This window comes from Bacteriovorax sp. Seq25_V (genome assembly GCF_000447795.1).
Lineage (GTDB): Bacteria > Bdellovibrionota > Bacteriovoracia > Bacteriovoracales > Bacteriovoracaceae > Halobacteriovorax_A.
This window is the reverse complement of sequence record NZ_AUNI01000015.1, coordinates 351,629-374,902: the sequence shown is the minus strand read 5'-3', so window position 1 is coordinate 374,902 and position 23,274 is coordinate 351,629. Positions and strand designations below refer to the sequence as shown.

Annotated in this window: 25 protein-coding genes; 14 read left to right on the top strand and 11 right to left on the bottom strand. The window is 35.5% G+C overall.

What is annotated here, in order from left to right; all coding sequences use genetic code 11:
- Positions 1 to 75 precede the first annotated feature (75 nt).
- The gene (locus M900_RS09455; RefSeq protein ID WP_021274586.1) at positions 76 to 2,856 is read right to left on the bottom strand and encodes a FecR domain-containing protein; all 2,781 of its coding nucleotides are present in this window, start codon (positions 2,854 to 2,856) and stop codon (positions 76 to 78) included.
- A 139-nt stretch (positions 2,857 to 2,995) separates the two neighbouring features.
- On the opposite strand from M900_RS09455, the gene M900_RS09450 reads away from it, so the two are divergent.
- From M900_RS09450 to M900_RS09430, 5 genes are read left to right on the top strand one after another with little or no spacing between them, the layout of a single operon-like run.
- Positions 2,996 to 4,651, top strand: coding sequence for a SpoIIE family protein phosphatase (locus M900_RS09450; protein ID WP_198295988.1), 1,656 nt, complete (start codon positions 2,996 to 2,998; stop codon positions 4,649 to 4,651).
- A complete protein-coding gene (locus M900_RS09445; RefSeq protein WP_021274316.1) occupies positions 4,648 to 5,490 on the top strand; it encodes an ATP-binding protein in 843 nt (280 codons plus the stop codon). Before M900_RS09450 ends, M900_RS09445 begins: the two co-directional genes overlap by 4 nt.
- Positions 5,490 to 5,957 (top strand): STAS domain-containing protein, encoded by a 468-nt coding sequence (locus M900_RS09440; RefSeq protein WP_021274645.1) that lies wholly within the window; start codon positions 5,490 to 5,492, stop codon positions 5,955 to 5,957. Before M900_RS09445 ends, M900_RS09440 begins: the two co-directional genes overlap by 1 nt.
- Before the next feature lie 2 nt (positions 5,958 to 5,959).
- Positions 5,960 to 7,477, top strand: coding sequence for a response regulator (locus M900_RS09435; protein ID WP_021274363.1), 1,518 nt, complete (start codon positions 5,960 to 5,962; stop codon positions 7,475 to 7,477).
- Positions 7,477 to 7,887 carry a response regulator gene (locus tag M900_RS09430; protein WP_034732193.1) on the top strand — a complete coding sequence of 137 codons (411 nt, stop codon included), beginning with the start codon at positions 7,477 to 7,479 and terminating at the stop codon, positions 7,885 to 7,887. Before M900_RS09435 ends, M900_RS09430 begins: the two co-directional genes overlap by 1 nt.
- Here M900_RS09430 and M900_RS09425 read toward each other — a convergent pair.
- On the bottom strand, positions 7,879 to 8,859 hold the full coding sequence (locus M900_RS09425; protein ID WP_021274748.1) for a M48 family metalloprotease: 981 nt from the start codon (positions 8,857 to 8,859) through the stop codon (positions 7,879 to 7,881). The genes M900_RS09430 and M900_RS09425 overlap by 9 nt on opposite strands.
- 55 nt (positions 8,860 to 8,914) lie before the next feature.
- On the opposite strand from M900_RS09425, the gene rlmN (M900_RS09420) reads away from it, so the two are divergent.
- From rlmN (M900_RS09420) to M900_RS09410, 3 genes are all read left to right on the top strand, one after another.
- Positions 8,915 to 9,931 carry a 23S rRNA (adenine(2503)-C(2))-methyltransferase RlmN gene (gene rlmN, locus M900_RS09420; RefSeq protein WP_021274473.1) on the top strand — a complete coding sequence of 339 codons (1,017 nt, stop codon included), beginning with the start codon at positions 8,915 to 8,917 and terminating at the stop codon, positions 9,929 to 9,931.
- A gap of 65 nt (positions 9,932 to 9,996) precedes the next feature.
- The gene (locus M900_RS09415) at positions 9,997 to 10,956 is read left to right on the top strand and encodes a M14 family zinc carboxypeptidase (protein WP_021274731.1); all 960 of its coding nucleotides are present in this window, start codon (positions 9,997 to 9,999) and stop codon (positions 10,954 to 10,956) included.
- On the top strand, positions 10,956 to 11,714 hold the full coding sequence (locus M900_RS09410; protein WP_021274434.1) for an alpha/beta fold hydrolase: 759 nt from the start codon (positions 10,956 to 10,958) through the stop codon (positions 11,712 to 11,714). The genes M900_RS09415 and M900_RS09410 overlap by 1 nt, the downstream gene beginning before the upstream one ends.
- Here the strand turns inward: M900_RS09410 and M900_RS09405 are convergent.
- The 3 genes from M900_RS09405 to M900_RS09395 are packed head-to-tail and all read right to left on the bottom strand — an operon-like array spanning position 11,707 to position 13,237.
- Positions 11,707 to 12,087 carry a thiol-disulfide oxidoreductase DCC family protein gene (locus M900_RS09405; RefSeq protein ID WP_021274646.1) on the bottom strand — a complete coding sequence of 127 codons (381 nt, stop codon included), beginning with the start codon at positions 12,085 to 12,087 and terminating at the stop codon, positions 11,707 to 11,709. The genes M900_RS09410 and M900_RS09405 overlap by 8 nt on opposite strands.
- A complete protein-coding gene (locus M900_RS09400) occupies positions 12,087 to 12,452 on the bottom strand; it encodes a GreA/GreB family elongation factor (RefSeq protein WP_021274396.1) in 366 nt (121 codons plus the stop codon). The genes M900_RS09405 and M900_RS09400 overlap by 1 nt, the downstream gene beginning before the upstream one ends.
- A gap of 11 nt (positions 12,453 to 12,463) precedes the next feature.
- The gene (locus tag M900_RS09395) at positions 12,464 to 13,237 is read right to left on the bottom strand and encodes a dienelactone hydrolase family protein (protein WP_021274567.1); all 774 of its coding nucleotides are present in this window, start codon (positions 13,235 to 13,237) and stop codon (positions 12,464 to 12,466) included.
- 104 nt (positions 13,238 to 13,341) lie between these two features.
- Here M900_RS09395 and rlmN (M900_RS09390) point away from each other — a divergent pair, with 104 nt between their 5' ends.
- A complete protein-coding gene (gene rlmN, locus M900_RS09390; RefSeq protein ID WP_021274579.1) occupies positions 13,342 to 14,442 on the top strand; it encodes a 23S rRNA (adenine(2503)-C(2))-methyltransferase RlmN in 1,101 nt (366 codons plus the stop codon).
- On the opposite strand, the gene M900_RS09385 is transcribed toward rlmN (M900_RS09390), so the two are convergent.
- Positions 14,437 to 15,447, bottom strand: a complete 1,011-nt coding sequence (locus tag M900_RS09385) for an ATP-grasp domain-containing protein (protein WP_021274713.1) — start codon at positions 15,445 to 15,447, stop codon at positions 14,437 to 14,439. The two genes, rlmN (M900_RS09390) and M900_RS09385, sit on opposite strands and share 6 nt — an antisense overlap.
- Positions 15,444 to 16,433, bottom strand: coding sequence for a putative zinc-binding metallopeptidase (locus tag M900_RS17190; RefSeq protein ID WP_021274557.1), 990 nt, complete (start codon positions 16,431 to 16,433; stop codon positions 15,444 to 15,446). The genes M900_RS09385 and M900_RS17190 overlap by 4 nt, the downstream gene beginning before the upstream one ends.
- Before the next feature lie 111 nt (positions 16,434 to 16,544).
- Here M900_RS17190 and hemN point away from each other — a divergent pair, with 111 nt between their 5' ends.
- Positions 16,545 to 17,876 (top strand): oxygen-independent coproporphyrinogen III oxidase, encoded by a 1,332-nt coding sequence (hemN, locus tag M900_RS09375; protein ID WP_021274782.1) that lies wholly within the window; start codon positions 16,545 to 16,547, stop codon positions 17,874 to 17,876.
- Here the strand turns inward: hemN and M900_RS09370 are convergent.
- Positions 17,873 to 18,589: a response regulator transcription factor gene (locus M900_RS09370; protein ID WP_021274436.1), complete on the bottom strand. Its 717-nt coding sequence runs from the start codon at positions 18,587 to 18,589 to the stop codon at positions 17,873 to 17,875. The two genes, hemN and M900_RS09370, sit on opposite strands and share 4 nt — an antisense overlap.
- 177 nt (positions 18,590 to 18,766) lie before the next feature.
- Here M900_RS09370 and M900_RS09365 point away from each other — a divergent pair, with 177 nt between their 5' ends.
- Positions 18,767 to 19,132 (top strand): DUF2237 family protein, encoded by a 366-nt coding sequence (locus M900_RS09365; RefSeq protein WP_021274480.1) that lies wholly within the window; start codon positions 18,767 to 18,769, stop codon positions 19,130 to 19,132.
- Here M900_RS09365 and M900_RS09360 read toward each other — a convergent pair.
- The 3 genes from M900_RS09360 to M900_RS09350 all read right to left on the bottom strand — a co-directional run bounded on the left by M900_RS09360 (position 19,129) and on the right by M900_RS09350 (position 20,689).
- On the bottom strand, positions 19,129 to 19,668 hold the full coding sequence (locus M900_RS09360) for an opioid growth factor receptor-related protein (protein ID WP_021274462.1): 540 nt from the start codon (positions 19,666 to 19,668) through the stop codon (positions 19,129 to 19,131). The two genes, M900_RS09365 and M900_RS09360, sit on opposite strands and share 4 nt — an antisense overlap.
- A gap of 101 nt (positions 19,669 to 19,769) precedes the next feature.
- Positions 19,770 to 20,237 carry a DUF3347 domain-containing protein gene (locus M900_RS09355; RefSeq protein WP_021274344.1) on the bottom strand — a complete coding sequence of 156 codons (468 nt, stop codon included), beginning with the start codon at positions 20,235 to 20,237 and terminating at the stop codon, positions 19,770 to 19,772.
- Positions 20,234 to 20,689: an Hsp20 family protein gene (locus M900_RS09350; RefSeq protein ID WP_157680610.1), complete on the bottom strand. Its 456-nt coding sequence runs from the start codon at positions 20,687 to 20,689 to the stop codon at positions 20,234 to 20,236. The genes M900_RS09355 and M900_RS09350 overlap by 4 nt, the downstream gene beginning before the upstream one ends.
- Before the next feature lie 74 nt (positions 20,690 to 20,763).
- Between M900_RS09350 and M900_RS09345 the strand changes: the two genes are divergently transcribed.
- The 3 genes from M900_RS09345 to M900_RS09335 are packed head-to-tail and all read left to right on the top strand — an operon-like array spanning position 20,764 to position 23,226.
- A complete protein-coding gene (locus M900_RS09345) occupies positions 20,764 to 21,444 on the top strand; it encodes a diphthine--ammonia ligase (protein WP_021274472.1) in 681 nt (226 codons plus the stop codon).
- A gap of 2 nt (positions 21,445 to 21,446) precedes the next feature.
- Entirely contained in the window at positions 21,447 to 22,541 is a 1,095-nt protein-coding gene (locus M900_RS09340) for a hypothetical protein (RefSeq protein ID WP_021274326.1), read from the top strand.
- A complete protein-coding gene (locus M900_RS09335) occupies positions 22,528 to 23,226 on the top strand; it encodes a glycosyltransferase (RefSeq protein WP_021274376.1) in 699 nt (232 codons plus the stop codon). The genes M900_RS09340 and M900_RS09335 overlap by 14 nt, the downstream gene beginning before the upstream one ends.
- The last annotated feature ends 48 nt before the right edge of the window (positions 23,227 to 23,274 follow it).

The window sequence follows — 23,274 nt, the reverse complement described above, 5'->3', positions numbered from 1 at the left end:
GTATTGGACTAAAATTCAGTACTTTAGCTCAAACTAAGAAGGGAATTTCATGATTAATATGACTATATTCTGTGGCTAGAGGCTAATTCCAAAGAGAAGGCCAAATGAAGTCTCTTTACCGTAATCTTCAGAGTCTCGAGTTACAAATTGAGGTGTTAATACAAAGTTTTTCTTATAAAGAGAGAGTGGAAAATCGTATCTTATGTCAAGGCCACTAAGTCCAACAAATGTATATCCAAGGCTTAGGTCCCAAACTTTCGTCTCTAATCCCACACTAAAGTTAGTAGTTCGCGCTTCTACGACTTTGTTACTCTCTACTTTATAATCATTACCATTTCTAATAGATAGTTTCATCCCCAGGTCAAAGCTTCGAACGGGATATAATCCTTTTAATGAAAATGTATTTTCTGAGTAACTGAGATCATTAAATACTTTTCCAGAGCTCTTATCAAATGAAGCTGTAAAATTAAACTTTTGGTAGTCAAAATAATAACTTCCACCAAATGAGATCATATCCACTCCATCAATCTTAGCCCTACTAGTCTCTCTCGAAGTTTTACGTGGAGAGAAGTATACTAACCATTTCGACCGTCTCGAACTTGCCTTCTTTATTTCCGATGCCTTTGTTAATTGCTTCACCTCAAAGTAGCGACGTTTTGATTTCCACTTGCCCGCACTCACACGCCAGAAAATCTTGTTCAACCGCATCTTCTTAGCATCAAGTTCAAACATTGAACCTTTTACTTTGAATTCTTTTGTTATTTTAAAAGACAAGCTATTCGACAATTCTACATTATATACATTCTCACCTTCTACAGCTTCCCATTCAAATTTAATGACCTCATCACCATCAAATGACTGGCGATGTTCAGGAGCGATGAGATTAATTATTGGATTTTTAACAACCTTCTCTATTATTAAAGTTGCAAATTCTGAGAACTCACCTTGCTGCTCCCAATAATCAATACTAGCGATACGATACTTATAACTACCAGGCGTAAGACTTTGTATTGAAATTGCATTGTCATTAACAATCTCATTAATAAGAAGTTTTTCACCTCGATAAATTTCAACCCGATAACTTTCGACATCATTTACCGGTGTCCATTCAAGCACATCCTCAGCAGCGTATGCAGCAGGAAAAATAAAATCGAGAATCGAATTTAAGATATTAGTTGTCACTCTCTTCTTAATTACTTTTCTAATTTTAGGTGCGGATGGAGCGAGTGGCTTACTTAAAATAATCTTCTTCGGTGAACCATACTCGACAGTTCCATCTTTATTAATTTTTTTAGCTCTCCAAAACATTTCACCTGTTTTAGAGAAACTCATTTTTGCTGTAAGCCCCTTAACATTTTTAGTCTTCGCAATCTTTTGAAAATTTCTATCGTTAGAGATTTCTAAAAGATAATTTGCGCTAGCTACTCCGGCCCAATCAAAGTCAACTTCCTGTCCAGGCTTCTTTAAAATAAATTTAGCCCCCTGCTCTAAATCAAGACCAGACGGCTCGAGGTAGACATGAAATTTACGCTTAGATCCGCCAATTACCTGATCACTGATTTCAAAGAATGATTCAATCTCTTGAGTTCCTGATTTATTTATCGTTAACTCTGTTTTATTCTCATCTGATAGAAGTAACTTATTTCCTTGGAATAAAACTCCTGTTGTCGCATCGGTAGTATTATCAACCTCAACATTAACAATTCCATGATCTCCATAAAGATAGAACTCTTGTCCCTCTGTTGGCGAAAGTATACGAGGCCCTCTCTTTGGCAATGACAACACCTCAACCTGAAGAGGTTTCGACCATAGAGCATCTAATCGGTCAGGATCATCTACCTTAAATAGGACAGACTGGCTTCCGACTTCATTAATTTGGAAAGAGTGCTTGAGTGAGCTGGTCTTTAATGTCTTGTCTCCAAGACGAATCTCGTAAGACCATTTTCCTTCGAAGTTATCCTTAAAACTTACTTCTTCTCCGGAGAAAACCTTATTACGATCAAGTGTAATTTCAGGAACTGTCTCGTAAATAATATTCATACTTGTAATATTTGAGATTTGATTCTTTATAGGATCGATAAAACGAATATAATTCATTCCTTCCTGAAGATGTAAAACAAATGTATTATCTAAAGGCGAATAGACACTTCTTTTTTCAAAAGAAATATCAAAAGAAGACTCTAGTTTTAACTTTTTTAAACTTTCCCAGTTTAGAGTTAATCCCTTATCTTTTTGGATATAATATGTTTTAGCATCGATAATATTTAATTTTGCAGGAAACTTCTCAACGAACTCAATATGCTCATCAAGTTTAGCAATTTCCCCTTGTTTCAACTCAAGTTTAGAACTTCCCGACACAAGAGAAGCCTCTCCAGAAAGAAGGGAAATTTGATTTCCTGTAATTTTAATTTTTCCTTTCTTTGATTTAACTTTATATTCCTTACCGCCTAGAATGAATAACAGGACCTCCGCATCAGAAGTTAAATCAGCGATAAACGATCCCCTCTCCATATCAAGATTGATTGTATTATTAATTATACTTACTTTAAAAAGACTCTCTTCATTAATTGTAATGAGATTACCACTCTCAAATTTGATCTGAGCTTTTGAGTTATTATCAGTGAATATTTTATCATTATTATAGATAGTCTCTTCATCACTTGCATCCACCCAGGAGACCTGATCAAAACTCTTCCTTCTTACATCATTAACAAGTGAAGTTAATTGCCCTGCACTGATACGTTCACCACCACTAAAAGGATAGAGATACTGAAGAGTCAACAATTTGTAGAGGATTGCAAATGACACAAAGAAGAGAAAAATAATAATGTATGTATCAAATTGCCTTTTAACCAAAATTGTTCCTAATTTACCTTGTCTTGAGAAATCCGCTAATATTACCTATTATTTTAATAAATAATTAGAAACACTGCTATTTAGGGCAAATATGGACAAGAGACTGAGTTTTCCGATCAAGATTAAAATTATTCTGTTAATGACAGTATCCTTAATCTGCGCAATCGCATTCTATACGTTCTACGCCTCAAGTCTTTTTTCAGAGGATAAGAAGGCCTATATCTTTGAAAACTCCCTAGCAACATCAACAGGATTTGCTAACGAAATTAGTTCGACACTTTCTAATATTAATAGAGACATTGAAATTTTAAACAAGCTTCTTGAAATAAAAAAATATAAGAATATTGAAGACTTCATTAAGCAAAGTAAGGTCATTGATGCTATTTGGACACCAAAATACTTTTTTACAAGTGAACAGTCATTAACGCCAGATGAGCTATCAGGGAATGGAGATCGACCAGAAACAAATAGCCACATACATCTAAAATCTAAAGATCTTATAGTCAGTGTTCGAAAATCTGTACTCACTAGTTCTCTTGAGCAAAATAGAGTTTATCGCTCTATCCTCTTCTCAAAAGAAAATCACATTCTCTACGAAAACCTTGTTGATACAAACAAATCAGACATCATTAAAAACTTAAGAGAAGTCACGCTTATCAATAGCGTTAAAATTTTGGAGCTTGGCAAGAAAAAGTATCTCTTCTCTGTCTCAAAAACAAAATTAATGGACTTTAGAATTTTTAATTTGATCGACTACGACCAAGCATTTTCTGTAACTGATTTTCTTATCCAGAAGTCAATTCTCTTTGGTCTATTCATTCTTTTCTTCATCAGTGCTATAGCAATGGTCTTTGCTAAATCAATTACGAATCCAATTGATAAGCTATTTATAGCATCCCAAGAGTTAGCAAAGGGGAATTTTGATACAATTGTTGAAGAAAGCTCTAAAGATGAGATTGGGCACCTAGCAAAAGCCTTCAACTATATGACCAGTGAGATTAAAAAATACATGGAACAAATGAAGGAGAAGCTTCGTCTTGAAAATGAAGTTCAAGTTGCAAAACTTGTACAAGAAAACTTCTTTCCTCAAACAGAAATAGAAGAAAATAGTTTTGAAATTATGGCATTTAACACTCCAGCTTCTGAGTGTGGTGGAGATTGGTGGAACTACTACAAAATCGACAATAAGCTTATTACGATTATCGCCGATGCAACTGGGCATGGGGTACCTGCTGCATTACTTACCGCAAGTATCAACACATCTTTCAATACGATTAAATTTCTACTTAGCGAAGGAAGATTTGAATTAACCCCAGAATACATTTTAAATTTTCTCAACAAATCACTGACTCTTACAAAGACAGATGTACTTTTGACTGCGTTTGTTTGCGTTTTCGACCTAGAAAAATTAACTCTTTCTTATTCAAATGCAAGTCACCTTGATGCTCTATATATTCCTCAAAAAAATGAGGCACTAGAAAAATCAGACATTATTCCTTTAATCGAGGCTAAAGGCGCGAGATTAGGACACAAAAGTGATTCTGTTTACTCTGGTCATAGTATAATGCTCAATGATGGAGATACAATTATTTTAAAAACCGATGGTATTATTGAATGCGTCGACAAAGACGATAAGCCGTGGGGAATAAGAAGGTTTCTAAAAACAATAATCGAAATTAGTACAAAAGATACTCGAGCACTTAGAAATAAAATTATCGAAGAGTTCTTATTATTTTGTAGCAAAGAAATATTTGAAGATGATCTAACCCTTGTCTGTATTAAGGTAAAGAAATGAAAGTACATCTAACAAATCAAGTTCGAGACGCCTACCCTACACTGGAGGCATTTCTTCAAAGAAACTTCGAACTTAGTAACACTATCGACAGTGAAACTGTGTCAATTCAAGACAGCGCTTCATTTCAAAATGAAACCAATGCCCTTGATACAATCGTTATTACGAATCGTACTGACTTAGAGAATGTGATCTTTCTAAACACAAATCCAATAAACCATCTCATTGGAAACTCATCTTGTCTTGAGAAAGAACTAGAAAGAGTATTACGAAAAATTCAAACAAATAATTTATTTGGAATTGAAAAATACCTTAATGAAGATGCAATTATTCACTCATTGCAAATACTTCATTCAAAAGATGCTCCAGAGCAAATAGAAAGTCTTCTTTCAAAATTTAACTATGATGAAGTATTTAGCTCCCCTCGAGATAACTTGAGAGTGGTTCTTAACGAACTAATCATGAATGCATTTTTTCATCAGGAACATCTCATTGATCAAAATAGAAAAAACTCAGTTTTTGTATCCTCTGATGAGGCAATAAATGTTTTGATAGGTATGGACTCTGTTAATATAGTAATACTTGTAAAAGATAATATCGGTAAGATTGACAGAGATCGCGTACTCAGTAGTATCAAACGAGGATTTATTGAAAGAAGACCACGGACAGAAGGACCTGGAGCAGGTCTTGGGCTCATGATGGTATATGAGAACATTAATCAACTACACATTAACAATAAGAAAAATCGTTTTTGTGAATTTGTAGGAATTATAGATATCAGTAAACGTTATAAAAATTTTAAGGAAAGAATAACTTCGTTCCACTATTTTGAGGAGGAGTAATGAGTGACAAATTAGTCATCAATATTACGAAGAATGAAGCAGACTTAGCAGAATTTCTTCTGCAAGGACAAATCGATGAGGATTCTACATTTGAAGAAATATTATCTTCAAAAAAGAGTACGATAATTATCGATTTTAACAAGGTAACACTAATTAACTCTTGTGGAGTAAGAGAATGGATCAACTTTCTTGAAGGAGTTAAGGATTGTAGCATAACTTACAAAAACTGCCCGCAAGTTGTAATCGAACAGATAAATATGGTTCACGGATTTATTTTGCCGAACACATCAATTGAGTCCTTCTACGCTCCTTATTATAGTGAGAAAGCTGATGATGTACTCAAAGTGTTACTACTCTCTTCGCAAGTAGTTGATGGGAAGGCGCCAAAAATCGAACAAGATGGAGAAGAACTTGAATTCGATGCGATTGAAGCGCAGTATTTCCAATTTTTAAAGCAAAAAGGTTAAAAATGAACTTTGAAATTCTAGATTCTCTTTTTGAGCCCATTGTCATTGTTAACAAAGACAATGAAATCATCTACTACAATCATATGTTTTCAACTTTTACAAAAAGCTCACCGCGAGTAATCAAGAATAAGAAGTTTTTGAAAGAGATTATTGCTGAGAACTTTATCTCTACCCTAATTGATCAAACTTTTGAGACAAAATCAAACACGATCTCCAAAGAAGAGCTTATCGATAGCCTACAAGACCAGGAGCTTCACGTTATTGCCAAAGGAACGTATCTTTTAGATAAAGATCTTGTTCTAGTGAGCTTGAATGATATAACAATCGAAAAAAATCTTTATCAAAAATATCGTTATCAAATTGAAGAACTTAAAGAAATTCATCATCAGATTGTTCAAGCTGACAAGCTTACAACAATTGGTGAAATCACGGCAAGTATATCTCATGAAATATCAAATCCACTGACGATTGCTTCAGGAACCCTGGAGTTAATCAAGGCTCTATTTGAATCAGAAGATATAAATTCTCAAAAAGAGTTATTAGATTCATGTTTAAATGACGTCATCGAATCTTTCATGCGTATTAATAGTATCATCAAAGGTATGAAGAAGTTCCTCCATGGTAATGAGGACAAGAAGGAGTATGTATCTGTTGAAGAAATCATTGAGAACTCAACAAGACTTGTAAATAGTCAGTTAAAGAAATCTCAAGTCTCTATGGAAGTGAAAAACAACACCGAATCCAAGGAGTCTATTGTTTTTGTAAACTCACTAAAGATGGAACAACTCTTTATAAATCTCATCAAAAATTCTATCGACTCTATAAATTCAATTCCAAATAATGAATCCAGATCAATCGGAATAACTCTCGATGAAACAGAAATGTGCTATGAGGTACAACTATGTGACACAGGAGCTGGCATCCCTACTGAGATCCAAGACAAAATTTTTGAATCTTTTTTTACCACAAAAGAAGTTGGAGAAGGAACGGGACTTGGGCTTGCGATTGCTACTAAAATCATTGAATCATATCAAGGGACACTAGAGCTTGTTTCAGCGAGCTCCCCTACTATCTTTAAAATAACAATTCCAAAAATGTCGACTTTAAGTATCGCTTCTTCGACTCTTAATAGAGACAATGCTCAAGAGTTAAATCTTAATATTCTTGTTATCGATGACGAAGTTAAAATTCTCAATCTCTTCAACGAAAGTATTAGTGACTCAAATGTGAATGTTATCTGTGCATCAAATCCTAAAGAAGCATTAGCACTTATTGATGATGGTCGCTTCAATATGATCTTCATTGATTTTTCGATGCCTGAAATGAATGGGGATGAGTTGGCAAAAAAAATTAGAGAACTTTCTTACAGCGGACCAATCATCTACCTTACAGGTAAAGTTGCTGATGAAAAGATAAAATCCGACATTGCAAGTGGACTGTTCAATGATCACTTACAAAAGCCTTTTATCAAAGATGATATTGTAAATATGATGAATAAATGGAAAGAGGGTGAAAAGTAATGAGTATCACTCTCCCAAAGATTAAAGATTCAGAAAAACCAGCAGTACTTATAATCGACGATGAGGTAAAAATTTGTATGCTCATCAAGACTTTTCTCGAGCAAACAAAGCTTTTTAGGAATGTCGTGGTCGCAGAGAATGCTTCAATTGGAATGTTAAAGCTTAGAAATGATGAATTTGACTTAGTTATAGTAGATTTCCAACTTCCAGATAAAGAAGGTACATATCTTGTTGAGATGGCCAAAAAAAGTTTGAAGTTTAGAAAACTGAAATTTCTTTTAATATCTGGGTATCTCGACAATAGATCAATGATCAATGTTATTAATTCAGGAATTAAGCACGTTCTCGTAAAACCATTTTCAAGAGACGATCTTATTTCGAAAGTGCTTCAAATACTCAAACTAGACTAAGATTTTTTTTATTTTTTCAAATTCAGGGGAAGTCACCTTCCCCTTTAAAGGATTGGCCCTTTCAAGTTCTCTCATCTGCGCAACTCTCTGCTCACTTGGAGGATGAGTCGACATAGCATCAGCAAACTTTTTAGCCAAAGCATTATCTTTCTTAGAATAATTCTTTTCCATTACAAGTAATTTTTCATAGAAATTTCCAACATGAGCATAGTCATAACCAGCCTTTAAACTAGTCTTAAAACCAATACGATCCGCTTCCATTTCATCTTCACGGGAATTTGCCATAAATCCATATTTCTGGATCAGTAGTCCTCCCATTCCCCCGGCCATTGCCCCATATTTAGCAACTCTCATCAAGCAGTCACGATCCTGTTTGGAGCAAAGCATCTTACCAAGACCAAAACCTGCAGCCCCCCCAAGGAGAGCCCCACCGAGCCCATAAATAAGTCCCTTGTTCTTCTCTTTTTCGGCCTTATATATTCTTTCTGCTGTATGTCGCGCCTGGATATGCCCTACCTCATGACCAATAACCCCGGCCAGTTCAGCTTCACTATCTGTCATCGCAATTAATTTTGATGTTACAAAAACTTCCCCTGCTGGTAACGCGAAAGCATTTATTTGGTTTGATGCGACCACTCTAAAATTATAATTATATGGATTACCTGCTAGCTTATTACTATCAACAATTTTACGTCCGACATCATTAATATAAGACTGAACATAAGAGTTTCTATATTTTTGATAGTCCTTCTCCATCTCTGGAAGATATTCCCTGGTCATTTTTCTTTCTTCTTCGACGCTTAGACCAACTTCTTGTCCTGAGTTATCCCCTTCTCGATATCTTGTCTTATCTGTAGTGGCACAACTCGCAAGAAGTAAAGGCAAGGCCGTTAGAAACGCACGACGTCCCTGTTTTGTCGAATTAAGTTTATTTAGATCGTGATTTAACTGATTGATTATTTTGTCTTCCATAAGCTTTCCACTATTTTATTGATTCTTAATACTATTTTATAATATAAGCTTTATTATGCAAAATTTTTACGATTATTCATTAACCGATTTTAAGAGCCTGACAAGTCTGCATGGTTATAAAGACGTACACGCTGAAAACTTTTACACATCAAAATATAAAGGTAGTGAAAAACATATTCCAGAAAATTTCATACAATACTTGAAGACAAATTTTAACTTGGCACTACCTAAAATACAAAAAATTCAAACAGCTGAAGATGAACTCACTGTTAAGTTTCTAGTTGAACTTTCTGACGGCAACTGCGTTGAAACTGTACTCGTACCATTTAATAAAAAATATACAATTTGTATTTCGTCCCAAGTTGGATGTGCAATGAAATGTAGCTTTTGTTTTACAGGGACTCAGGGACTAAAACGTAATCTCGAGGTACACGAGATCGTAGGACAGTATGTACTCGCATATAATTATATCAAGGAAAATTTTCCAGAGAAATTTGCAGCACCAAATATTGTATTCATGGGTCAGGGTGAACCTCTCCATAATTTTGATAATATTAAGAGAGCGATTTCAATTTTTCTTGAGGTACGTGGACTTCACCTTGGACCGAGACAAATCACACTTTCAACAGCAGGTTACCTTCCAGGTCTTAAGAAGATTGAAGAACTTAACCAAGTAAATATCGCACTTAGCTTTCACTCTCCTTTTAACAATCAAAGAGATGAGCTTATTCCACTGAATAAAGCTTACCCAATTGAGGAAATTGTAAGCACCTTAAAAGATATTCCTAGATTAAAACGACAGTATTTAACATTTGAATACTTGATTATCAAAGATATGAATCATAGCGAAGAGCATGTTCAAGAAATTGTTAAGTTACTAAGTGGCCTTCCTGTGATTTTTAACTTAATTCCATTCAATGAGTTTCCAGGAGCGAAGTACAAACGCCCACTTGATAAAGATGTGGATAACTTCAAACAAAGACTTGTTGATCACGGATTCTTTGCAAGTGTAAGAAAAACTAAAGGTGATGACATTCTCGCTGCTTGTGGTCAGTTAAATACAAAAAGCTAAACCCGAGCGAATCATTCCACTTTAAATTCCATTGCCAAATTATCATAAAATCGTAAGATAGATTCATGAGAGAATTCCAAGAATTAAAAGATATCGAAGAGCTCACAAAATTTAGCCATCCTATCGTTAGACACGAAATTTTAGACACCATCGATTTTAAAAATAAATCTTACCCACTTCATGCATTTTCTATTGGATCACAAGACCCAGAGGCTCCAACCTTTGGAATTTTTGCAGGTGTTCATGGACTAGAAAGAGTTGGAACTCATCTGGCAATTTCAAATCTTCAAAATCTTTTTACACGATTATCTTGGGATGACGAACTAGCAAGTTCATTTTCAAATTTTAGATTAGTTTGTATTCCTTTAATTAATCCTGTTGGAATGGATCTTATCTATCGCTCAAATGGAAATGGCGTCGACCTCATGAGAAACTCTCCTGTTGAATCAACAGAAAAAACAGCTCCGCTTTTAGGGGGCCAGCGATATAGTTCTAAGCTTCCGTGGTATCGAGGACAAGAGGGAGTAATAGAAAGAGAAAATCTTGCTGTTATTAATTTTGTTAAAAAAGAAATGTTCCCATCAAAGTTTTCAATGGCCCTTGATCTACATTCAGGTTTTGGCATGAAGGATCGTCTTTGGTTTCCTTACGCCAAAACGAGAAGTCCTTTTCCTTTGACGAGTGAAGCTCTTCAATTTAAAAGCTTGCTCGATAAAACTTTGCCGCATCATATATATCTTATTGAGCAACAATCTCAGAGTTACACAACAAGCGGGGATCTCTGGGATTATCTCTTTGACCTAAGCCATGCACAAAAAGAATCTTATGGAACATTCATTCCCTGGACACTCGAACTAGGCTCATGGTTATGGGTGAAAAAGAATCCAATACAGGTCTTGTCTGTGCTTGGACTATTTAATCCAGTGAGACAACACCGCTTTGAAAGAGTCATGAGAAGGCATATGCTACTTTTTGACTTCTTTACACAGGCAATTAAAAATCATCACAACTGGGTGGCTAAATAATGACGAGAAACTTTGTACTAATTAGAGGTTTAGGTAGACAAAAAGGACACTGGAGTAATTTTCCAGAACAGCTATGTCAGGCCATAGCAGATGCAAAAGTTCACTTTATAGACCTTCCCGGAAGTGGGAGTAAGTACGAGGAGGTTTTTCCACTAGAAACGCAATCCCTACTTACACAAGTTAAAAATGATCTTGATCAATTAAAAAGTAAACACCCCGAAGGAACTTGGCACTTTATTAGTATTTCCCTTGGTGGACTTGTTACCCTAAAGCTGACAGAACATTTCTCTAAGCTTTGCGATAGTATCATCATCATTAACAGTAGTGCAAAAGACCTCAGTCCATTTTATGAAAGATTAAACTACAAAATATACAAAACTTTTATCGCTGCGATTAAAAGTAAAGATTTAAAAAATCGTGAACGTATTGTTTTAGATCTCACGACCAATAATATTAGTAATGAAGAAAAAGATCGTATTGCATCAGAATGGGCCGTTCTCGCAGAAAAAGAGCCAATGTCGATGAAAAACTTTGGTCGTCAACTTCTATGGGCCGCCAAAACAAGTGCTCCCAAAAAACTGGCTACAAGAACCCTGATTGTGACAGGTCTTGGAGACAGACTCGTTTCTTATAATTGCAGTGTCAATCTAGCAAGACGACTTGGCTCAGAAATCGAAATTCACCCAACAGCTGGACATGATCTTTCACTCGATGCTCCGGAGTGGCTTTGCACACATATTGATAAATTTACTAATTGAGAAATCTTTTTTGTAATTCTGGTGAATAAAGACAAGTCTCTCTCTTGAAGATTTTCTTTCTATTTCTAGAAACGAGCATGTAGAGCGCGTCTCTAATAAATTTTGGAATGATATAAAATATTTTGGCCATACGATAAATTGCACCAAGTTCACAGAGGACTTCAATCGCAGCATCACTCTTTGTCAAAATATTTCCGTCTTTATAAAGAACGACAGTATCGAGATCTGCTATTAACTGTGCTGGTAGCTTGACCTTCGCGTGTTGACCTTGAAGAGGAGCAAATGAAAAGACTGCCTTCTTATCGAGAAAGAACACGATACGTACAATTTCTTGGCATAAGAGGCAGTCACCATCTATAAAAAGAATTCTCATTAATTTATACTTACAACCTTATAAACTCTAATTCCTGCAGCTGTCACAAGTTCGATTGACTCACCTACAACTTTTCCCATTAATTCGGCACCAAGTGCTGAAAAAATAGAAACAACAAGAATTGATTGTCCTTTAATATTTAAAATCGACCCACTATTTGCAGGCGAAATGAAGTAAGTTGCAACTCTTGAATTTGTTTCAAGTTCAATAATTGAACCAATTTCAATTGCTTGATGCTCATCCATTGAGATGCCTTCAAACATCTCAAGTTCTTCAAGCATCTCATTTTTCATTTCTTCGGTCTCACACCCCTGTGCAGAAGTTGTGATGGTTTTTCTGATATTATCTATAATTAAGTCTCTCATATTTTTCATCTCTATTTAAAAATTTTATCGAAGAATATTTTCATCTCTTCCCAAGATGCTTTATCAGCTTCTGCGTTGTAAGCAACTGGTAAGCTAAACTTCTTTCCAATCTCTGTTGCTGCAGGATTTGAAAAAGCGTGAAGAGCATTTGGATAATTTACAAATTTATAATCGGACTTACTCTTCTTCATCACTTTTTTGAAATTCTTAATATCTTTAGCTGTCACCATTGGATCAGCTTCACCATTTAGCACAAGATATTTTGCTTTAGCTTTCTTTGAAACTTTTTTGATATGTCCAAGAGATCCGTGAAAACTAACAACTCCATTAAGATCCATTCCGCCCGTTGCCATAGCAAGAACGACCCCACCACCAAAGCAGTAACCGATTGCCGCGATTTTTGTTTGATCGACATCTGGATCATTCTTTAATACTTCAAGGGCCTTTTGAAATCTTGCAGCTGCTTCTTTTTGATTTGTCATCACAGCCGTAGCAAATTCCCCCGCCAACTTTGGGTGATTAGCCTGTTTCCCCTCACCATACATATCAAGAGCAAAAGCAACATAACCAAGATCAGCGAGCATATCTGCTCTATGACGAACATAATCATTATGTCCCCACCACTCGTGTACAATAATGACACCTGGTCTCTTTCCCTTAATCTTAGAACTCTTGGCCAGGTAGCCATTCATCTTTGTTGAATCTGTTGAATAATTAATTTCATTAGTTTTTAGGCTTGAACAACTAACCATAAGAAATGACATAAGAATCATCAGTAATTTCATATTCCCTCCTAGATATTTATTTACATTGAGATTATACACAAAAACGGGAGTTTTCGGTCACTTAATTTCTTGACTGTCGAAGGAATAATAAGTAATTTTGCGCTATGAGCAAAAGACCAATATACGACTTAATTCCTAGTGAAATAAATAATTTCTGTGAGACAAATAGTCTCAAGGATCATGTCTTTTCTCAAATCAACAAGTGGTTCTTTAAAAAGAAAGAACCAAACCTCACACACTGGGATAAAACCTCTAAGCAAACTCGAGAATTTCTTGAAGAGAACTTTGAATTTAAGCTTCCAAAAATTGCGTGGAATGGTTTATCAAGTGATGGCACAAGAAAATTTCTTATCGGACTTACTGACTCAAATACTGTCGAAGCCGTCGCCATTCCTGCTAAAGATAGATTAACTCTTTGCATCTCCTCACAAGTTGGGTGTGCTATTGGTTGTACTTTTTGTCATACAGGAACTCAAGGTCTAACAAGAAATTTAACAACGGCAGAGATCGTTGGACAGTTCTTAGCTGTTTCAAAATGGCTTATAGATAATGTGAATAAAGAAAGTCGCCTTACAAATATCGTTTTCATGGGACAAGGGGAACCTCTTCATAACTTTGAAAATGTTAAAAGAGCAATCTCACTTTTTATTCACCCCGATGGAATTGGACTGAGTAAAACAAAAGTTACTCTTTCAACTTCAGGTCTTGCAAACCAAATTGAAAAATGGGATGACTTTCCAGATATCAATATTGCAATTTCTCTACACGCCGTTAGAAATGACCTCAGATCAAAACTAATGCCGATAAATAAGGCCCATGACCTTGAAAGACTTTTTAGGGCCCTTAAAACAATTCCAGTTAAGGCTTCTCGTCGTATTACCTATGAATACCTATTGATTGATAATCTCAACGATGCAATCGAAGATATTAATGGGCTCTGCGATCTTCTTGTTAGAAAAGAATCTAAAATAAATATTATTCCATTTAATGAATACCCAGGAAGTGAATATAAAAGACCAAGCAATGAAAAAGTCGCTTGGTTTCAAAATGAACTCCATGATCGCGGCTACACATGCACAGTACGTGTAACAAAAGGTGATGATATCCTTGCGGCCTGTGGCCAACTTAAAACAGAGTTTGAAAAGCTCAACGTATGGGATGGAGAGCGCGTCTCACCAAAAGCATATAGCCCAATAAAATCATAAACCAATCTGAATTATTTTTGAGATCATCTCTTTATATTTCATGCCCCGTGCTTGTGCAGAAAGAGCAAACTCATCCGCTTTAGCAATATTTGGATTTGGGTTTGCTTCTAGAACATAAATCTCATTATCTTTTGTCACTCGTAGATCAATTCGCGCATAACCACTGAGTTCAAGTGCCTTATAGGTTTTTTTACAGATGTGAGCAATTTTTTTCTCAAGTTCAGAGTCTAATGTAGCTTTGGATGACGAGATACCTTTTCGTTCACGATACTTTTTGTTCCACTTTGCATTTTCCGAATAAAGTTCTTTTCCAGGGTTATCAACATTCTCAAATTTTAACTCCCAGACAGGCAGAACTTCGAGTCGTTTATTTCCCATAACACCAACATAGAATTCACGCCCCTCTATAAACTCTTCGACAATAACTTCACTGTCATACTTATCAATAAGGTATGCCACACGCTCATAAAGCTTCTCTTCATTATTTACAACACTGGCATTTGAAATCCCCAGTGAGGCTTCTTGAAAAAGGCACTTTACGATAAGTGGAAACTTTAACTTCTTAGAAAGTTTTGCTGATTTTGATTTATGAAAATTTTGAAACTTTGGTGTTGGAATTCGATGATAGGCCAAGAGTTTTTTAGCTAGAGATTTATCTCTTGAGATCATCAAACCTCGCGGATTACATCCAGTATATTTTTGTCTTAGGAGTTCAAGAAAACTAACAACGTTTTGATCAAAGAGAACTTCACCGTCAAACTCCTCAAGAAGATTGAATATAATATGAGGCTTATACTCATCAATAGTATCTTTGATAACTCCTAAGTCACTATAAACACCTAAGCCTTTACTTGATACTTTTAGCTCTTTAAGTGCTTTAAGAACATTATACTCTGTGATCCAAGGTTCAAACTCAAAATTTTCATGGGATTCATCGACCACTTCAGGTGGAACAAGGGACTTATGAAATAATACAAGTACTCTTTTATCTTTCTTTAGCGTCACATTATGATCCTATGTTTTCCATCAGATAAGAACGTCTTGGCGTGACCAATCACTAAGTGATTAAGCACATCCATTTTTTTTGCTCGTTTATTAATTCTAAGGCCTTTTTTTCGAGCATTCAATTCTAAATCTTTTAAAACATAGGTAAGATCGTATTTTTTTATTTTTGTTTGAGAGCAAATCAGATCAATAATCTCTTTTCTATTTTCTTTTAGGGCAAGTGATAAATCTTCTCCTTCAGAGATATTTATGGCCCGAAGCTGAGAGAACTTAAACTTTCTACTTTTTAATTTCTTCTTTTGCTTTAAATATTCACCAAAAGTCATATCAAGACTTTTAAAATGATCATAAAAGAAATCATTTCGACGAGAGACCCTTTTATTTTTTAACTGCTTCATGACGCTATTAACATAGTTAAGCTTTCGAAGTGCGCCCCACCCCTCATACTTTGATCTCCAAGCACTTCCAGGAGTTAACCACACAGCAAATGTCTCAGACCAATCTTCTTCAGGGTGAGCTTGCGCGTAATTCTCACTCAGGTGACGAACAAATTTCTTCGAATACTTTTTAAAAGTATAATCCTGTGGATACGCTTGATTGTGGTCACCAAATAATTCTACTCTCCCCGCAATTTCTCGAAGAAGGTAAGCATTGTCCACAATATGACCACATTCGTGGCGGCACAGCTTGAGAAATTCATCACGCGAATCTCCTTCAACTTCACCACAAATATCTTTTTCTAATTCAGTAAGTCTTGGATGAAACAGAGTAAACGGAACTGCGAATGAGGTATGATCATCAGGACAAAACCAATCATCACTTCCCCAAATAAGTGGCTTAACTTTGAGTCCTTTTTTTTGAAGTTCAGCATGAAGAATACTCAGATTCTTTGCAAGTCCAGACTCTTCAAATGAGATATTAAGATCTCTCAATTTGAGTCTCAAAAGAGTCGATGTTGAAATGTGAGAAAGGTTATCAAAGACCATGGGCCGATTATAGCACCAACCAGCGGTTTCTCCATAAATATGTAATAAATACAATTAATCTTTATGATCTAAATCATACTCAAAAACACTAAGCTAAATCATATTTAGGGAATGGAAAAACTATACGAAAAATACGATAAAGCACTCCCCCGCTACACTAGTTATCCGGCCCTACCTCACTGGAATAAGGCCCTGAACCCATTTATCTGGCTTGAAAATGTCAATGAGCACCTCTCGGGAGCCCCTGAGTTAGATATCTATATCCATATACCATACTGCAAAAAACTTTGCTGGTATTGTGGTTGTAATCGTGAAATAGCAAAGAGCGAATCTAAGGCAGATCCATATATTACGGCACTTAGGGCCGAGTGGAGCTTCCTCCTAAGAAATCTTGGCTCTGCTTCGAAGCTTAAGATTAAGTCAATCCATCTAGGTGGCGGTACTCCGACCTTCCTAAACAGGTCGCAACTTGAAAGCATGCTAGAAGTCTTTAGGCCTTATATTTCAAATGATTTTATTGGAGCTGTTGAAATAGACCCGCGAACACTTACAGACGAGCAACTCGACGTATTTAAAGAATATAAATTTTCTCGAGCCTCACTCGGCATCCAAGACTTTGACCCTGAAGTTCAAAAACAAATTAATCGTATTCAAAGTTATGAGTTAGTAGTTGAAACTGTCTCAAAGCTTAGGGCCAATGGCTTCAAGTCAATTAACTTTGATCTTATTTATGGCCTCCCGGCCCAAAGCCCTGAGACTGTAAAAGCGACAATACAGAAATCACTCACCCTAAAGCCTGACTTGATTAGCTTCTATAGCTATGCTCACCTCCCAGAGAGAATAAAAAACCAACGCCTCATTAATGCAGACCTACTGGCTTCTTCTTCAGAGAAAAGAGCACTCTACGAAGGAGGACGCCAAGAACTCCTCGGAGATGATTTCGTTGAGATCGGCTTAGACCATTTCGCGAAAAAAGGAAGCTACCTAGAAACGGCGCTCAGAGAGAATAAGCTACAACGAAGCTTCATGGGATACACAGATCAAAAGTCAAAAGTTCTAATCGGACTTGGAGCAACAAGTATTTCGAATACTCCGTCTGCTTATAAACAAAATGAAAAAAATGTTAAAGAATATATTAACCAGATTACTCTTACTGGGGAAGCTAGCATCACCACGTCCCATCTTTTAACGCCTATAGATCAAGAACAGAACTTAAAAATTCAAAAATTGATGTGTACACAAAGAATACCTTTAACTGAAAATCTCAATCCTAGAACGGCTTTAAAACTCAATCAATTTGTAATTGATGGTCTACTTGAAATGAAAGACGACTGTTACTCAGTTACAGAGATTGGAAATATCTTTCTAAGAAATATTTGTGCAATTTTTGATGAGTACCTAGAGGGACAAACAGAACAGAAGCGATTTAGCCAGAGTGTTTAAGAACTGGCTGCCACTTGCTCGATAACTCTAATGACGTTTCCTACTCGCGAAACTTTGATGATAAAATTTGCATCAGAAATTTTAGATCTAAGATTAGAAAGATGCGTATTTACTGTTCTACTTGCTACATACGAATCACCCCAAACAAAATTAACGAGTCCATCCTTTGTAGGAGAAGTGAGTCTATTTGTTAGAATGTAGAAGAGCATTTTATATTCAATATTTGTAAGTTGAATTTCCAGTGAATTTATCTTTACACGAAACTTATCACTTTCCATTTCAAGATTTCCAAAAGAAATATTTTCTCCTTCTTTTTCTGAGCTACTCATGGAAGCTGAGCGACGAGAGATCAAACGATTTTTGATACGTGCCGAGACTTGATTGTGAGACATTGTCTTAAAAAGGAAGTCTTCTGGCATTAATTTTAAATGCATTAAGACAGTTTCATCTCTTTCATCTGCTGATAAAAACAGAATTGGAATGTTCTCGATTTCCGTTGTTTTTCTAATATCATTAAAAACTTCAACTCCTGATTTACAAGGCATATGGACATCTAGAATAATGAGGTCAGGATTGACGCGCTTTACATGCTCAAGCACTGTTTTTGGATCATTGTGCGTAAGTACATTAAACTCATCTTTATGTTCTTCGAAGAAAACTTCACAATAGTCGACATTATCATCGACAAAAAATATCGTATATCTGTTCATCATATCAATAGTTTAGCTCACATTTCCTGATTTTCAGAGTCAAGATTTCTTAACTATTGAAAATATAATTTGTTTTATCTTCTAATGTATTGAAATCATGGGAAAGTTTAGATAGATTATTAACCATAAAGAAGAAATGAAAAGAAAAAATGATTAAACTCCCTTCTTTTTCATGGTGTTATGGAAGAAAACTCATTAAATGTTTACGGTGAACAACTACGATCATGCTCAGTTAATCCTCTGACAGGATTTTTCCGGGATGGTTGTTGTAATACCTCTTTTGAAGATACAGGAATTCACACTGTTTGCATCCAAGCAACGGAAGAGTTTCTTCACTACTCAAAAGCTGTTGGCAATGATCTTTCAACACCTGTTCCACAGTACAATTTTCCAGGGCTAAAACCAGGGGATCATTGGTGCTTATGCGCAGGAAGATGGGTCGAGGCCTATCAAGCCGGAGCGGCTCCCAAAGTCTATCTCGAAGCAACTCACGAGGAGACTTTAGCAATTATCCCTCTAAACCTCTTAGAGAAGTTTAAGGCTTAAGCTGATTCACTAAACATGGGTTCTGTCTCAAGAGCAGATTTCCAATAGTCCAAAGTTTGCTGTCCTATTGAATGTCGGTTATGTGCATAAACTTCTGTCTCAAGGTAGTTAAGTAATTCTTTTGCCTCTTCTTCAAGACCAAAAATTTTCAACGAATGAAGAACTCTCGTAATCCTAATGTAATTGTGGTTATAAAGAGTCACCCAATTTTTTGCGATATAATCCTTCTTCATCGTAGGAGAACTTTCAGGGTGGTATTTATGTTTGACTTTAAATCCCCAAAAATCCTCCATTAACTGAAGTGAGTGAAAAAGATTTTCTTGAAAGTCTCGTGAGCTTAATGCTTCTCTAACTTCATCAGCTGAAACAACCAAGGAAGTATCATTATGATTACTTTTCATCTCTAGAGGGAATAGCCACTGAATATATTGGTGCCTATTTTCTAACTCCCAATCTGAGAAATTCCAAATATCCTTTAGGAAAAGACCATCTGGATTAGATTTTCTATTCGTGTAAAATTCTAATAGAGCACTCATAAGCAATCTCCATCTAGGTTCAATTGCTTATATTATACAATACGAACTCGACTTAGAATCACAGAATATTGTCGGTATATTTTAATAAACGAGGGCTAAACCTACAATCTACCGCCACAGTCAGGCATTGAGGCATCGTAAGGATTTTGAACATTGGCCTCTTTTTTAGTATTTTGAATCCATCTCTTACGGACCATCGGGCAGTAGTAAGCTTGATACTTTTCACCGAGGTCATATTTATTAATTATTTTTACAAGATAGATATTTGCTAGGCCATAGAATTTTTTATTCTCATCCTCATTTACCGTGGACTTAATTTGAGAAAGATACTCATTCGCCTTATCGATATCAGCTTTAAGTAATTTATCTTTATTCGTCTGACTTACTGACAATACTAATTTAGCGGCTGCTTCAACTTCTTTAGCTTTGTAAGAAAAAAATGATGAATGAAGAGATTCATTCTTATCTAAAATTTTTAACATCAATTCTTTCGAAGACTTTTCAAGCTTGTCTTTTGCGAATCCAGAAAATGAGACGGCCAGTAATAGGATTAGAATTAATTTTTTCATTGAACTTTCCTTTTAAATTTTAAAACTACACCTTCATCGATTGTTTCGAGCTCTGGATTTGTTGAGTCAAATCCATCTCTAATTGAGAAACTTCGAGAAAATGAACTAGTAAAAGAACTACGCTCTGTTTTTTGCACAAGTTCACCACTTACTAATATAACACCATTACTTATATTAATCGCTATACTATCCCTATTCATATTTGGGGACTTAATCTCAACAATATAGTGTGTTTCAGAATAGCTTTCATCAATATTAACAACAGGAAGCATATCAATTTTATTAGAGACTATATTCGTTAGTGAGTTAGTAAAAAGACCTTCTTGGGACTTGAGATCACTCCGCTCTTTTGCGACGGGTACTCGCTTAGTTATCGTATCTGACACATTTACAGCAATCAAAATTAAACAAATAACCGCGAAAAAATAAATATACCTTTTGTTTTTATTCACAAATAGTCCAATATCAATCATATTAATGGTAATATTTAATCGTATTCATGAGAGTTCGACAAGGAGTATTCATTTTGCAAGGCAAAACAAAAGTTGCTATTTTTTGGAGTGGTGGGAAAGATAGTGCGCTTTCATTAAGGCGAATACTTAAAGATGAGAATTACCAAGTCGTTACTCTTATAACAACATTAAATAGAGAGTTGAATGAAGTACCATTTCATGGAGCTAGTGAAGTTCTTGTCACTAATCAAGCGAAGCTTCTCAATCTACCACTAGTGAGAGTTTACATTCCTACCGATTGTTCAAACAAAGAATACGAAGAGATTTTTTCAAAATATTTTGAACTTCTAAAACGTAAAGGTGTTGAAAAAATTGTATTTGGAGATATCTCGCAACAAGAGATAAGAAATTATCGAGACCAATTACTCGACAAGTGCGGACTACAAGGTCACTACCCTCTTTGGGGAATGAGCAGTGAGGAGGTAATGGCAGAATACCTACAAAGTGGATATCGTGCAATTATCACCGCGGTCAGAGAAGATCTTATAGATATTAGCTTTCTTGGAAAAGAACTCAATCTAGAACTTCTCGACCGACTACGTGCACTGGAGAAATCTCCCGATATTTGTGGAGAAAATGGTGAATACCATTCGTTTGTCGTATATGGTCCTGGCTTTAGAAATCGTGTGCCTTATTCTAAAAATGTTACAACAACACAAGGGCCCTACACTATTTGTAAACTTAGAGAGGCTTAATCTTGGAACCGTTTAAAAATTTATTTAATACACAAACGGTCAAGGAAATTGCCTCTAACCTTGCAAATGAAAATAAAAGTTTTAATGTTAAGAAATTTGAAAAAGATATTCTTGCATCTCTAGATTCATTAGAAATGAAAGACAGGGTTCGTCTCATCGCAGACGCTCTTAATCAACATTCAAACCTTGATTACAAGCAAAACCTAAAAGTGCTGACAAAATGTATTATCAACAATAATCTAAAGGGTTTCATCCTCTGGCCATTTTCACAATATGTGGAGCAATATGGATTATCTCATTCTAAGAATATCAATGAAACATTTAAGCTACTCGAACTCATAACAACCAACTTTACAAGTGAATTCGCGATTAGAGACTTTATCAATACTTATCCAGATGAGTCTTTCGCTTTTCTTCTCTCATGTGCTAAGTCTCCTAATGAACATTTGAGGCGGTTTGCGAGTGAAGGCTCGCGCCCATCTCTACCATGGGGTAAAAAGATCATCGATATAGAAAGACTTAAAGATTTTACTTTAATTGTATTAGAAAAATTAAAATACGATGACTCAGATTACGTAAGAAAAAGTGTCGCCAATCATATTAATGACTATAATCATATCGACCCTAAATTCAGCTTAAAAATATTATCACGTTGGAGTAAGGAGGGAGTTTCAGAGAAACTAATTCGCCATGCTCTCAGAACTCTTCTCAAGGAAGGTAATTCTCAAGCCCTTAATATTTTAGGCTACAAGAGCCCAAAAGAAATCGATGCAAAAATATTATCCCTTAATAGCAAAGAAATTTTCGAGGGTGATTCAATTGAAGTGAAAGTTATAATTAAGAACAATAATTCAAAAGCTAAAAAAATTCTCGTCGATTATATCATTCACTACCCTAAAAAGAATGGGCGCTACACTAAAAAAGTTTTTCGCCTCAAGGATGTTGAAATTAAAAGTAAGCCGATTGAGATAACAAAGAAAATATCTTTCAAGTCTGTTACTGTTAGAAAACACTACGAAGGAAAATACTATATAGAGTTACAAATCAATGGTAAACTTTTTAATAAAAAGAGTTTTAAATTAAATGAAAAAAATTAGCGTCATCTTTTCTACATTCAACGAAGCTGAAAATGCATTCTTCAAGAACTCAATAGAAGCGTTAAAGAAAGATAATGAAATTGAAATCATTATTATCGATTACAATAGCTCCGATAGAACTCGTGAAATTTGTGGCGAGGGCGTCATTTTTATCACAACTGATCTTAACTCAAGGGCAAAGAGATTGAAGCTTGGGTTGTCCTATGCAACTGCAGCGATGGTGATCTTTCATCACCCAAGGAGTCTGGTTGACACAAATGGATTTAATAAGCTAAAAAAACTGGCCGATACAAAAATCTGGGGTGGCTTTACTCACTGTTTTGATCTTAACACTCCAATTCTAAAATTTACTTCTTGGTATTCAAACCGTGTAAGAGGCTATATTCGAGGGATTCTCTATCTCGATCATTGCATCTTTGCATCGAAATCACTTCTTAATAAAATTAATTTTCCAGAGGTCGATATTTTTGAAGATACAATCTTAAGTGATGAACTGCGGTTCTTTTCACCTCCTGTCATACTCCCCGAAGTTAGTACGACTTCCGCGATACGTTTCGTTAAAAATGGACAGGTAAAACAAGCGATTCTTAATCAAGTCATGAAAATGTGCTACTTTCTCAAGATAGACCACAAGGTAATGAATAAGATCTATGAGTTTGGAATCAATCTAAATTCAAAATACTAAACTTCATCATTTTACAATTATTAGACAGTGAATGAATTTTCACACTCT

Bases quoted from the DNA above. Each gene is read 5' to 3' on its own strand.
- M900_RS09450 (WP_198295988.1), top strand. From the start codon at position 2,996: ATGACAGTATCCTTAATCTGCGCAATCGCATTCTATACGTTCTACGCC.
- M900_RS09430 (WP_034732193.1), top strand. From the start codon at position 7,477: ATGAGTATCACTCTCCCAAAGATTAAAGATTCAGAAAAACCAGCAGTA.
- M900_RS17190 (WP_021274557.1), bottom strand. From the start codon at position 16,433: ATGGTCTTTGATAACCTTTCTCACATTTCAACATCGACTCTTTTGAGA.
- M900_RS09405 (WP_021274646.1), bottom strand. From the start codon at position 12,087: ATGAGAATTCTTTTTATAGATGGTGACTGCCTCTTATGCCAAGAAATT.
- M900_RS09425 (WP_021274748.1), bottom strand. From the start codon at position 8,859: ATGGAAGACAAAATAATCAATCAGTTAAATCACGATCTAAATAAACTT.
- M900_RS09435 (WP_021274363.1), top strand. From the start codon at position 5,960: ATGAACTTTGAAATTCTAGATTCTCTTTTTGAGCCCATTGTCATTGTT.
- rlmN (WP_021274473.1), top strand. From the start codon at position 8,915: ATGCAAAATTTTTACGATTATTCATTAACCGATTTTAAGAGCCTGACA.
- M900_RS09395 (WP_021274567.1), bottom strand. From the start codon at position 13,237: ATGAAATTACTGATGATTCTTATGTCATTTCTTATGGTTAGTTGTTCA.
- rlmN (WP_021274579.1), top strand. From the start codon at position 13,342: ATGAGCAAAAGACCAATATACGACTTAATTCCTAGTGAAATAAATAAT.
- M900_RS09365 (WP_021274480.1), top strand. From the start codon at position 18,767: ATGGAAGAAAACTCATTAAATGTTTACGGTGAACAACTACGATCATGC.
- M900_RS09440 (WP_021274645.1), top strand. From the start codon at position 5,490: ATGAGTGACAAATTAGTCATCAATATTACGAAGAATGAAGCAGACTTA.
- M900_RS09335 (WP_021274376.1), top strand. From the start codon at position 22,528: ATGAAAAAAATTAGCGTCATCTTTTCTACATTCAACGAAGCTGAAAAT.
- M900_RS09410 (WP_021274434.1), top strand. From the start codon at position 10,956: ATGACGAGAAACTTTGTACTAATTAGAGGTTTAGGTAGACAAAAAGGA.
- M900_RS09360 (WP_021274462.1), bottom strand. From the start codon at position 19,668: ATGAGTGCTCTATTAGAATTTTACACGAATAGAAAATCTAATCCAGAT.
- M900_RS09445 (WP_021274316.1), top strand. From the start codon at position 4,648: ATGAAAGTACATCTAACAAATCAAGTTCGAGACGCCTACCCTACACTG.
- M900_RS09355 (WP_021274344.1), bottom strand. From the start codon at position 20,237: ATGAAAAAATTAATTCTAATCCTATTACTGGCCGTCTCATTTTCTGGA.
- M900_RS09370 (WP_021274436.1), bottom strand. From the start codon at position 18,589: ATGATGAACAGATATACGATATTTTTTGTCGATGATAATGTCGACTAT.
- hemN (WP_021274782.1), top strand. From the start codon at position 16,545: ATGGAAAAACTATACGAAAAATACGATAAAGCACTCCCCCGCTACACT.
- M900_RS09400 (WP_021274396.1), bottom strand. From the start codon at position 12,452: ATGAGAGACTTAATTATAGATAATATCAGAAAAACCATCACAACTTCT.
- M900_RS09415 (WP_021274731.1), top strand. From the start codon at position 9,997: ATGAGAGAATTCCAAGAATTAAAAGATATCGAAGAGCTCACAAAATTT.